Consider the following 11,185-nt stretch of genomic DNA (forward strand, 5'->3'; position numbering starts at 1 on the left):
TCATATGTTATAACATAACAATAATTCGCATGAATGATTTAGTAAAGCGGTAAACGTAACGGGAGTACGGCGAAATGTTTCTGTATCCCCTCCGACGGGAGGGGATCGGGATCAGCGAACGCGCGCCAGTGAAACCGCCTGGCCAAGCTGCCAGACCGCCATTGCGTAATGGGTGCTGTGGTTATAGCGGGTAATGGTGAAGAAGTTTGGCAAACCGTACCAGTATTCATAGCCGGTACCGACATCGAGACGCAGCAGGCTGGCCTGTTGATGATCGCCCAACGGCTGCTGCGGCGTTAACCCTGCCGCCGCCAGTTGCCCGACGCTGTAGTTGGTCTTAAAGCCATTCTCAAGCCCCGGTGCCTGTCCGTTGGCCGGTACCGCCACCAGATCGCCCTTCACCCAGCCGTGCTGTTTGAAGTAGTTCGCCACGCTGCCGATGGCGTCGACGGGATCCCACAGGTTGATATGACCATCGCCGTTGAAATCGACGGCAAACTGTTTGTAGGAAGAGGGCATAAACTGGCCGTAGCCCATCGCCCCGGCGAAAGAGCCTTTCAGCTCCAGCGGGTCATCGCTCTCATCGCGCGCCATCAGCAGGAACGTTTCCAGCTCGCTGGCGAAATATTTAGCACGACGCGGATAGTCAAAGGCCAGCGTCGCCAGCCCATCAAGAATGCGCGTTTTCCCCATTACGCGGCCCCAGCGGGTTTCCACGCCAATAATGCCGACGATAATTTCCGGAGATACGCCGTAGACCATCCAGGCGCGGTCCAGCGCGTCCTGATACTGGTTCCAGAAGGCGACGCCGTTTTGTACGTTATCCGGCGTAATAAACTGCTTACGATAGCGCAGCCAGGCGCCGTTCGGCCCGCTCGGACCTGCGCTGGTCGGGGCTTGTTTCTCCATCAGACGCAGCACGTAATCGAGGCGTTTCGCCTGCGAAAGGATTTCATGCAGCTGCTGTCGGTCGAAGCCGTGCTTGCTGACCATCATATTGATGAACTCTTCTGCCGCCGGGTTATTGGCAAAGTCGCCGCCGGTCATCAGAACGTTATGCTGCGGCTGGAGCAAAAACCCACCGGTCGGTGTGGGCGACACGGTTTGCGGGGTTTCAGCAGGACGAGGTTTACTACTACAGGCAGTAAGCAAAACAAACGCAGGCAGTAATGCTGCGTAACAACGCTTTGACATGGGACATCCACTTTAAACGAATTCAGCCAGGGGCAAGTATGGTAAAGCATCTGGCTCCCTACAAGGAAGCGTCATAACGCCTGCGAGCGCAATCTCACTTCACCTGCCCTCTTTCAGTCCACGTTCATTTTACTCCGTGCCACCTCGCAAAAACTTTCACAATGATCGCTTTTACTTTCATAATGAGATCTTAATAACACATCTTAAACTTTCAAAGTGATTATTATATTGCACGGTTAGACAACAAAACGAGAACCCTACAGGAGAGAACAATGGAAACCATTACCCATGGTGCCGAATGGTTCATCGGGCTGTTTCAGAAAGGCGGCGAAGTGTTCACCGGCATGGTGACCGGTATTTTGCCGCTGCTGATAAGCCTGCTGGTTATCATGAATGCGCTGATTAATTTTATTGGCCAACACCGTATCGAAACATTTGCCCAGCGCTGCGCCGGTAACCCGGTCGCCCGCTATTTGCTGTTGCCCTGTGTCGGCACCTTTGTCTTTTGCAACCCGATGACGCTGAGTCTCGGGCGCTTTATGCCAGAGAAGTACAAACCGAGCTATTACGCCGCCGCGTCATATAGCTGCCACTCGATGAACGGCCTGTTTCCCCATATCAACCCGGGTGAACTGTTTGTCTATCTGGGCATTGCCAGCGGTTTGACCACCCTCGGTTTACCCCTCGGCCCGCTGGCGGTGAGCTATCTGCTGGTGGGTCTGGTAACCAACTTCTTCCGCGGCTGGGTAACGGATCTCACCACGTCGATTTTCGAAAAGAAAATGGGCATTCAGCTTGAGCAACAGGTTCGTCTCGCCGGAGCAACATCATGACGCGCATAGTGATTGAAAAAGGTGCCGGCGGCTGGGGCGGCCCGCTGGAGATTGACGCTAGCCACCAGAAGAAAATTGTCTATATCACCGCCGGAACCCGCCCGGCCATCGTCGACAAACTGGCGCAGCTTACCGGCTGGCAGGCGGTGGACGGTTTTAAAGAGGGCGAACCGCCACAAGAGGAGATCGGCGTCGCGGTCATTGATTGCGGCGGCACGCTGCGCTGCGGTATCTATCCCAAACGCCGCATCCCGACGGTGAATATCCACGCGACGGGGAAATCCGGTCCGCTGGCGCAGTTCATTGTGGAAGATATCTACGTCTCCGGCGTGAAAGAGGACAATATTCGCCTGCTCGGCGAAGCGGCACCAAAAACGGCAACCGCAGCGCCCAAAAAACCTGCCGGCCGGGATTACGACACCAGCAAAAAGATCACCGAACAGAGCGATGGCCTGCTGGCGAAAGTCGGTATGGGCATGGGATCGGCGGTGGCGGTGCTGTTCCAGTCCGGGCGTGACACCATCGATACGGTGCTAAAAACCATTCTGCCGTTTATGGCCTTCGTCTCGGCGCTGATCGGCATCATCATGGCTTCTGGCCTCGGCGACTGGATTGCCCACGGTCTCGCGCCCCTTGCCAGCCACCCGCTGGGGTTAGTGACGCTGGCGTTAATCTGCTCTTTTCCGCTGCTGTCGCCGTTTCTCGGCCCTGGCGCCGTGATCGCGCAGGTCATTGGTGTATTGATTGGCGTGCAGATCGGTCTTGGCAATATCCCGCCGCATCTCGCCCTGCCCGCGCTGTTTGCCATTAACGCGCAGGCGGCGTGCGACTTTATCCCGGTAGGTCTTTCCCTTGCAGAAGCGCGCCAGGAGACGGTACGCGTCGGTGTGCCATCGGTACTGGTCAGCCGCTTCTTAACGGGTGCGCCGACGGTGCTGATCGCCTGGTTTGTTTCCGGTTTCATTTATCAGTAAGGGTCGTTGTATGCCTGTTATTTATCAAACCACTATTACCCATATCGGCGAAAGCGCCCCGGATGCGCTGAGCGACAACATGCTGATTACCTTCCGCGAAGGTGCGCCTGCGGATGTCGCCGAGTTCTGTTTTATCCATAACCACGGTGCGCTTTCGGGCGCGCTGTTACCCGGTGCCGCGTTTGAACTGGGCGAGCATCGCTACCCGGTTACCGCCGTGGGCGATGTCGCGGAGCAAAACCTGCGTGAACTGGGCCATATCACCCTGCGTTTCGATGGACAAACCCAGGCGGAATATCCAGGGACGGTCCATGTCGCAGGCCCGGTGCCGAACGGTATCGCCACCGGCTGTATTTTAAAATTTGTCGCTTAAGTCTTTAAGGAGAAGTCTATGAAACAGGTTGCCGTAGTCATTGGTGGAGGACAAACCCTCGGGGCGTTCCTCAGCCGTGGGCTTGCCGCAGAAGGCTACCGCGTGGCGGTAGTGGATATTCAAAGTGATAAAGCAGCGAACATCGCCCAGGAGATCAACAGCGAGTTTGGCGAAGGAATGGCCTACGGATTTGGCGCGGATGCCACCAGCGAACAGAGCGTGCTGGCGCTGGCGCGCGGCGTGGATGAGATTTTTGGTCGTGCGGATTTGCTGGTCTACAGCGCCGGGATCGCCAAGGCGGCGTTTATCAGCGATTTTGCCCTCGGCGATTTTGACCGCTCATTACAGGTGAACCTGGTGGGCTATTTCCTCTGCGCACGGGAATTCGCAAAACTGATGATCCGCGACGGCATTCAGGGGCGCATTATCCAGATTAACTCCAAATCCGGCAAAGTCGGCAGCAAGCACAACTCCGGCTACAGCGCGGCGAAGTTCGGCGGTGTGGGCTTAACCCAGTCGCTGGCGCTGGATCTGGCAGAATATGGTATTACCGTACATTCGCTGATGCTGGGCAACTTGTTGAAGTCGCCGATGTTCCAGTCGCTGATCCCGCAGTACGCCAGCAAACTGGGCATCGCGGCGGATAAAGTCGAGCAGCACTACATCGACAAAGTGCCGCTAAAACGCGGCTGTGACTATCAGGACGTGCTAAATGTGCTGATGTTTTATGCCAGCGCCAAAGCGTCCTACTGTACCGGCCAGTCAATTAATGTCACCGGCGGCCAGGTGATGTTCTGATTTAATGGCCCTCCTTGCGAGGGCCTGCGTATAAAGGAGATGAGCATGGTTTCAGCCCTTATCACCGTCGCCGCCATCGCCTGGCTTTGCCAGATGGCCCTTGGCGGCTGGCAAATCCGCCAGTTTAACAAAGCCTTCGATATTTTATGCCAGCGCGGGCGCGTCGGCGTGGGGCGATCCGGCGGGCGTTTTAAACCGCGCGTGGTGCTGGCCGTCGCCTTCGATAAGCAGGATCGGGTGATCGACACCTTGCTAATGCGCGGCGTGACCGTCTTTGCCCGGCCAACAAAAATTGATCGCTTAATCGGGGTAAAAAGAGATGAATTAGAGCCCGATGTGATCTTTCCCCATGATCAAGGCTGTCAGAATGCTCTATCATTAGCGCTTAAAATGAAACATGGATAATTTCGTTGTGAATGCTAAAAGCTTGCGAAATTATCATTTCGCAACGTAACGCAGGAAATCAGCGCCTATGAAACCACGTCAGCGTCAGGCGGCTATTCTTCAGCATCTGCAAAAGCAGGGAAAATGTTCAGTTGAAGAGCTGGCCGCCAGTTTCGACACCACAGGCACGACCATACGGAAAGATTTAGTCGCGCTGGAGCAAGCCGGTGCGGTGATCCGCACCTATGGCGGCGTGGTGCTTAACAAAGACGAAGCCGATCCGCCTATCGATCACAAAACGCTGATCAACACCGTACAGAAGGGAATGATTGCCGAAACGGCCGTCGGCTTTATTCATGATGGCGACTCTATCATTCTCGATGCTGGCAGTACGGTGCTGCAAATGGTGCCGCTACTGAGCCACTTCAATAACATCACCGTGATGACCAACAGTCTGCATATTGTTAATGCGCTGTCGGAGCTGGATAACGAGCAGACCATTCTGATGCCCGGCGGCACCTTCCGTAAAAAATCCGCCTCCTTCCACGGCCAACTGGCGGAAAACGCCTTCGACCATTTCAGCTTCGACAAGCTGTTTATGGGCACCGACGGTATCGATCTGAACGCCGGTGTGACCACCTTTAACGAAGTGTTTACCGTCAGCAAAGCGATGTGTAACGCCGCCCGAGAAGTGATCCTGATGGCAGACTCCTCCAAGTTTGGTCGCAAAAGCCCGAACGTGGTCTGTAGCCTGGAGAGCGTGGATAAACTGATCACCGACGCCGGGATTGCCGCCGACGTGCGCGCCGCGCTGGAAGCGAAAGGCGTAGAAGTAATTATTGCCGGAGAAAAAGATGAGTGAGTCACTGATTAATGCCGCACGGCAGACTCTGCTGCTGGAGCTACAGGAAGCCAGCCGCCTGCCGGAGCGCCTGGGCGAAGGGTTTGTGCGCGCCGCTGAGAAGGTCCTCAACTGCGAAGGAAAAGTGATTGTCTCCGGCATCGGCAAGTCCGGTCATATCGGCAAGAAGATTGCCGCAACACTTGCCAGCACCGGTACGCCCGCTTTTTTTGTCCATCCGGCTGAAGCGCTGCACGGCGATCTCGGCATGATCGAGAGCCGCGACGTGATGCTGTTTATCTCTTACTCCGGTTCGGCGAAAGAGCTGGATCTGATCCTGCCGCGCCTTGAGGAGAAATCCGTCGCGCTGCTGGCGATGACCGGCAAACCGCGCTCCCCGCTGGCGCTGGCCGCAGATGCGGTACTGGATATTTCGGTGGAGCGGGAAGCCTGCCCGATGCATCTGGCTCCAACCTCCAGCACCGTCAATACGCTGATGATGGGCGACGCGCTGGCGATGGCGGTGATGCAGGCACGCGGGTTTGATGAAGAGGATTTTGCCCGCTCCCACCCGGCAGGCGCACTTGGCGCGCGCTTGCTTAATAAAGTGCATCATTTGATGCGCAAAGAGGAGCAGATCCCGCAGGTGCAAATTACCACCAGCGTGATGGACGCCATGCTCGAGCTTAGCCGCACCGGTTTAGGCCTGGTGGCGGTATGCGATGACCAGCGCCTCGTCAAAGGGGTGTTTACCGACGGCGATCTGCGCCGCTGGCTGGTGGCGGGCGGCGCATTAACCGACTGTGTGAGCGAGGCGATGACCCCCGGCGGCATCACCCTTGAGGCGGGCAGCCGCGCGGTAGATGCCAAAGAGCGCTTGATGCAGCGTAAAATCGCCGCCGCCCCGGTAGTGGATGAGGCGGGTTTGCTGGTTGGCGCAATTAACCTGCAGGATTTCTGGCAGGCGGGCATTCTTTAACGCTTCAGCCCTAAACGCTTCGCCAGCCGGTGCAGGTTGGCGACGTCCATCTCCAGCGCACGCGCGCAGGCAGCCCAGTTACCGCCCTGCTCCTGCAGCGTGCGCGAGATAAATGCCCGCTGAAAATCCTCCGTCGCATCGCGCAGGTTTTGCTCGACCGACACTGGCGTTACCGGTGCAGATGGCTGTACCGGTTCATCGCTAAGGGCGAAATGACGCGCTTCCAGTACCACGTCGTCAGAGTTACGTGTCCCGCGCGCCAGCACCACCGCGCGGTGAATAGCGTGTTCCAGTTCGCGCACGTTCCCCGGCCAGCCGTAACTTAGCAAATGCGCCCGCGCGCCGGGGCTTAACGCCACTCTTCCCAACCCAAGGCGCAGGCGGCACTGCTCGCAGAAATAGCCCGCCAGCAGCACCACATCTTCCCCGCGCTCGCGCAGAGGCGGCACCGACAGCGGAAAGACGCTTAAGCGATGGTAGAGATCGGCGCGAAAACGCCCCGCCAGCACCTCTTCGCGCAGGTCGCGGTTGGTCGCCGCCAGCACCCGCACATCGACACGCAGGCTGCGATCATCGCCGACGCGCTGAATATCGCCATACTGCAGCACGCGCAGCAATTTTGCCTGTAGCGACAGCGACAGCTCGCCGATTTCATCAAGAAACAGCGTACCGTTATCCGCCATTTCGAATTTCCCGCTGCGGTTGCTGATAGCCCCGGTAAACGCCCCTTTTACATGACCGAACAGCTCACTCTCCGCCACACTTTCCGGCAGCGCGGCACAGTTGAGGTAGACCAGCGGATTGATCGCCCTTGGCGATCCTTCATGAATCGCCTTCGCCACCAGCTCTTTGCCGGTGCCGGTTTCCCCGCTGATCAACACGTTCAGATCGGAGGCGGCGACGATATCGATCTCTTTTTTCAGCTGCGCAATACCCGGTGAAAGCCCGATCATTTCGCTGTGCGCAACCTGCTCAAAGGTCGCTGGCGCGCCGGGCAGCATATTCTGGCTCTCCAGCTGCTCAATCAATAGCGCGTTGTTCAGCGCACCCGCCGCCAGCGCGGCAATCAGCCGCAGCTCTTCATCGCTAAAGGTATCGAACTGATCCGGCGACATACCGTCCAGCGTCAGCGCGCCAATCAGATTCTGCCCGGCAAACAGCGGCAGCCCGAGACAGGCATGCACTTTGAGGCTCTCCTGGCCGGGAATCAGACCGTCGTAGGGATCCGGCAGATCGCTGTCGGCGGGGAACCGCACCACATCCCCGGCGCGGGCAATCGCCTCCAGCCTTGGGTGGCCCTCCAGCGTAAAGCGTCTGCCGAGCACATCCTGCGCCAGCCCGTCGATGGCCAACGGGATAAATTGCCGTGATTCATAGCGCAGCAGCGCCGAAGCGTCGCACGCCAGCACCTGGCGCAGGGTGGCGATCAAACGCTGGAAACGGTCAGCGTGACCAATACCGCGTTGCAGTTCGATGGCGATGGTCGCCAGCACATTCAGGGAAAAACTCATCGCTACCTCACTGTCTTTTTGACAATGCAGAGTGTCATATTGACAGCATTTTTCATAGTCATTATGACAATTTTATTTTCCATTAAAATTACAAAACCTATAAAAATCAAACTAATAAAAACCTGGCACGCAACTTGATACAGGTCATTCATCAATTTGAATTTACTGCACAGGACCACAGCTATGACTATTCATGTAAAAAACAACATTCACTGGGTTGGACAACGTGACTGGGAAGTCCGCGATTTTCACGGCACCGAATATAAAACCCTGAAGGGCAGCAGCTATAACAGCTACCTGATCCGCGAAGGCAAAAATGTGCTGATCGATACTGTCGATCATAAGTTTAGCCGTGAGTTCGTGCAGAACCTGCGCAGCGAAATCGATCTTGAGATGATCGATTACATCATTATCAACCATGCCGAAGAAGATCACGCTGGCGCGCTGACGGAGCTGATGTCGTACATTCCCAATACGCCCATCTATTGCACCAACAACGCCATCGACTCGATTAACGGTCATCACCACCATCCGGAGTGGAACTTCAAGGTAGTGAAAACCGGTGACTCGCTGGATATCGGCAACGGCAAGCAGCTTATTTTTGTCGAAACGCCGATGCTGCACTGGCCCGATAGCATGATGACTTACATGACCGGCGACGCTGTGCTGTTCAGTAATGACGCCTTTGGTCAGCACTATTGTGACGAACGCCTGTTTAACGACGAAGTGGATCAGGCGGAACTGTTTGAGCAGTGCCAGCGCTACTACGCCAATATCCTTACGCCGTTCAGCCGCCTGGTGACGCCGAAAATCACTGAGATCCTCGGCTTCAACCTGCCGGTGGATATGATTGCCACCTCCCACGGCGTGGTGTGGCGCGACAACCCGACGCAAATCGTTGAGCTGTATCTGAAATGGGCGGCAGATTATCAGGAAGATCGCATCACGATTTTCTACGACACCATGTCGAATAATACCCGCATGATGGCCGATGCCATTGCGCAGGGCATTAACGAAGTCGATCCGCGCGTGGCGGTGAAGATTTTTAACGTCGCACGCAGCGATAAAAACGACATTCTGACCAACGTTTTTCGTTCAAAAGGCGTACTGGTTGGAACATCAACGATGAATAACGTGATGATGCCGAAAATCGCCGGGCTGGTGGAAGAAATTACCGGGCTGCGTTTTCGCAATAAACGCGCCAGCGCCTTTGGCTCCCACGGCTGGAGCGGCGGCGCGGTGGATCGTCTCTCCACCCGTTTGCAGGACGCCGGTTTTGAAATGTCCATGAGCCTGAAAGCGAAATGGCGCCCGGATATGGACGCGCTGGAAATTTGCCGCCAGCACGGACGCGAGATTGCCCGCCAGTGGGCGCTGTCACCGCTGCCAGAAACGCAAAGTACAGCGCCGACCAGCCCGCAGCAGGCCTGCGCCTGTGCCGCCGCGGCCGCCGCAGATTTAGGCCCAAGCATGCAGTGCAGCGTCTGCCAGTGGATCTATGACCCGGCGAAAGGTGAACCGATGCAGGACGTCGCACCGGGTACGCCGTGGAGCGACGTGCCGGATAACTTCCTGTGCCCGGAATGTTCATTAGGCAAAGAGGTGTTTGACGAACTGGCAACGGAGGCAAAATGAGCGCAGGTATTGTCATTATCGGTTCGGGCTTTGCCGCCCGGACGCTGGTAAAAAATATTCGCAAGCTCGACAGCGCCGTACCACTGACGCTGATTGCCGCCGATGGCATGGAGGAGTACAACAAGCCCGACTTAAGCCATGTGATAAGCCAGGGGCAGCGCGCGGAAGAACTGATTCGTCAGTCAGCGGGCGAGTTTGCCGAGCAATATAACCTGCGCCTGTTCCCGCACACCTGCGTCACCGCTATCGACGCCGAAGCGCGGGTGGTGAAAAGCGCCGATCGGCAGTGGTCGTACGATAAGCTGGTGCTGGCGACCGGGGCAAAAGCTTTCGTACCGCCCTTACCGGGGCACGAAAAGATGCTGACCCTCAACAGCCTGCAAGAGTATCAGCGCGTCGAGGCCACCCTGCGCGATGCAAGCCGCGTGCTTATTGTCGGTGCCGGGCTGATTGGCTGCGAACTGGCGATGGATTTTAGCCGCGCGGGTAAACGCGTGACCGTAGTGGATAACGCCGCCAGCATTCTGCCAACGTTAATGCCGCCGGAAGTGAGCGGCCGCCTGCAACACTGCCTGACGGCGATGGGCGTGCGCCTGCTATTGAATACGCGTCTGGAAAGAATTGATGAACAGCAGCAGGGCGTGCGTGCGCAGCTGGATGACGATCGCGTTGTTGATGCAGATGTGGTTGTCGCGGCAACGGGGCTTACGCCACAGGTTGCGCTGGCACAAAGCGCCGGGCTGGAGGTTGAACGCGGGATCGTCGTTGACGGCACGCTGCAAACCAGCAACCCGTATATTTTCGCTCTCGGCGACTGTGCGCAGATCAACGGCCATCTGCTGCCGTTCCTGCAGCCGATCCAACTGAGCGCCATGACGCTGGCGAAAAACCTCACCGGTATTACCACGCAGCTGACGCTACCGGCGATGCTGGTGAAGGTGAAAACGCCGCTGATGCCGCTGCATCTGGCGGGCGAAACCCGGCGCAGCGATCTGCGCTGGCACATTACCGCCGGAGCCGACGGTATGGTGGCTAAAGGGCTTGATGCGGACGATAAACTGCGCGCCTTCGTGGTCAGCGAAGACAAAATGAAAGAGGCTTTTGCCCTGCTTAAAGCGCTGGCGGTATAAGCCGCGCCGCTGCCACCAGCCCCTGGCCGAAGGCGATACCGCCATCTCCGGCCGGGAGCTGGTGGGCAAACAGCAGGGTAAAACCCGTCAGCTTTTGCTGTAAGCGTTTTTTCAGCAGGCGGTTATGCATTACGCCGCCGCTGAACACCAGCGTCTTAATCCCGCGCAGTGTTGCTTCGCGGCGCGCAAGGGTTGCCAGCCCTTGTGCCAGCGCATCATGAAAGGCCCACGCCCGTTCGGCGGGCGTCGCCTGCCAGTTAAGCCAGCTTTGCCAGAACAGCGCCAAATCAAGCAGGTTACCGTTGAGGGGCATCACTAGCGGATGCTCAGCAGCATCAATGGTTGCCGCCAGCGCTTCCAGCCGACAGGCCGCTTCCCCTTCATAGCTCAGATGCAGCGGTGCGCAGCCCAGCGCGCAGGCAATGGCGTCAAATAAGCGCCCGCAGGAAGAGGCTTTTGGCGCGTTGATTCCGCGCTCAATCGCCCGCACCAGCAGCGGCCAGTTCTGCTGCTGGATAACGGCGGTTTCCGGG

Annotated in this window: 12 protein-coding genes; 9 read left to right on the forward strand and 3 right to left on the reverse strand. The window is 57.2% G+C overall.

Annotated elements, in window-relative coordinates; genetic code table 11:
* Positions 1-111 precede the first annotated feature (111 nt).
* Positions 112-1,194 carry a lytic murein transglycosylase B gene (gene mltB, locus RW65_RS12715; RefSeq protein WP_039057116.1) on the reverse strand — a complete coding sequence of 361 codons (1,083 nt, stop codon included), beginning with the start codon at positions 1,192-1,194 and terminating at the stop codon, positions 112-114.
* Positions 1,195-1,466: 272 nt separating this feature from the next.
* Here mltB and srlA point away from each other — a divergent pair, with 272 nt between their 5' ends.
* The 7 genes from srlA (at position 1,467) to gutQ (ending at position 6,376) form a co-directional block, all read left to right on the forward strand.
* Positions 1,467-2,027, forward strand: a complete 561-nt coding sequence (gene srlA, locus RW65_RS12720; RefSeq protein WP_039057117.1) for a PTS glucitol/sorbitol transporter subunit IIC — start codon at positions 1,467-1,469, stop codon at positions 2,025-2,027.
* Positions 2,024-3,001, forward strand: coding sequence for a PTS glucitol/sorbitol transporter subunit IIB (gene srlE / locus RW65_RS12725; RefSeq protein WP_039057118.1), 978 nt, complete (start codon positions 2,024-2,026; stop codon positions 2,999-3,001). The genes srlA and srlE overlap by 4 nt, the downstream gene beginning before the upstream one ends.
* Positions 3,002-3,011: 10 nt before the next feature.
* Positions 3,012-3,374 carry a PTS glucitol/sorbitol transporter subunit IIA gene (gene srlB, locus RW65_RS12730; RefSeq protein WP_039057121.1) on the forward strand — a complete coding sequence of 121 codons (363 nt, stop codon included), beginning with the start codon at positions 3,012-3,014 and terminating at the stop codon, positions 3,372-3,374.
* A gap of 18 nt (positions 3,375-3,392) precedes the next feature.
* Entirely contained in the window at positions 3,393-4,172 is a 780-nt protein-coding gene (gene srlD / locus RW65_RS12735) for a sorbitol-6-phosphate dehydrogenase (RefSeq protein WP_039057122.1), read from the forward strand.
* Between the two features lie 45 nt (positions 4,173-4,217).
* Positions 4,218-4,577 (forward strand): transcriptional regulator GutM, encoded by a 360-nt coding sequence (gene gutM, locus RW65_RS12740; RefSeq protein WP_039057123.1) that lies wholly within the window; start codon positions 4,218-4,220, stop codon positions 4,575-4,577.
* Between the two features lie 67 nt (positions 4,578-4,644).
* Positions 4,645-5,418, forward strand: coding sequence for a glucitol operon DNA-binding transcriptional repressor SrlR (srlR, locus tag RW65_RS12745; protein ID WP_039057124.1), 774 nt, complete (start codon positions 4,645-4,647; stop codon positions 5,416-5,418).
* Positions 5,411-6,376: an arabinose-5-phosphate isomerase GutQ gene (gene gutQ / locus RW65_RS12750; RefSeq protein ID WP_039057125.1), complete on the forward strand. Its 966-nt coding sequence runs from the start codon at positions 5,411-5,413 to the stop codon at positions 6,374-6,376. The genes srlR and gutQ overlap by 8 nt, the downstream gene beginning before the upstream one ends.
* On the opposite strand, the gene norR is transcribed toward gutQ, so the two are convergent.
* Entirely contained in the window at positions 6,373-7,887 is a 1,515-nt protein-coding gene (gene norR / locus RW65_RS12755; RefSeq protein WP_039057126.1) for a nitric oxide reductase transcriptional regulator NorR, read from the reverse strand. The genes gutQ and norR overlap by 4 nt on opposite strands.
* Positions 7,888-8,070: 183 nt before the next feature.
* Between norR and norV the strand changes: the two genes are divergently transcribed.
* Positions 8,071-9,522 carry an anaerobic nitric oxide reductase flavorubredoxin gene (gene norV / locus RW65_RS12760; protein ID WP_039057127.1) on the forward strand — a complete coding sequence of 484 codons (1,452 nt, stop codon included), beginning with the start codon at positions 8,071-8,073 and terminating at the stop codon, positions 9,520-9,522.
* Entirely contained in the window at positions 9,519-10,652 is a 1,134-nt protein-coding gene (gene norW, locus RW65_RS12765; protein ID WP_039057128.1) for an NADH:flavorubredoxin reductase NorW, read from the forward strand. The genes norV and norW overlap by 4 nt, the downstream gene beginning before the upstream one ends.
* Here norW and RW65_RS22880 read toward each other — a convergent pair.
* Positions 10,633-11,185, reverse strand: a 553-nt coding sequence (locus RW65_RS22880) for a Kae1-like domain-containing protein (protein ID WP_039057129.1), incomplete at its 5' end; no start/stop codon positions are given. The two genes, norW and RW65_RS22880, sit on opposite strands and share 20 nt — an antisense overlap.

This window comes from Enterobacter sp. Bisph1 (genome assembly GCF_000814905.1).
GTDB lineage: Bacteria > Pseudomonadota > Gammaproteobacteria > Enterobacterales > Enterobacteriaceae > Kosakonia.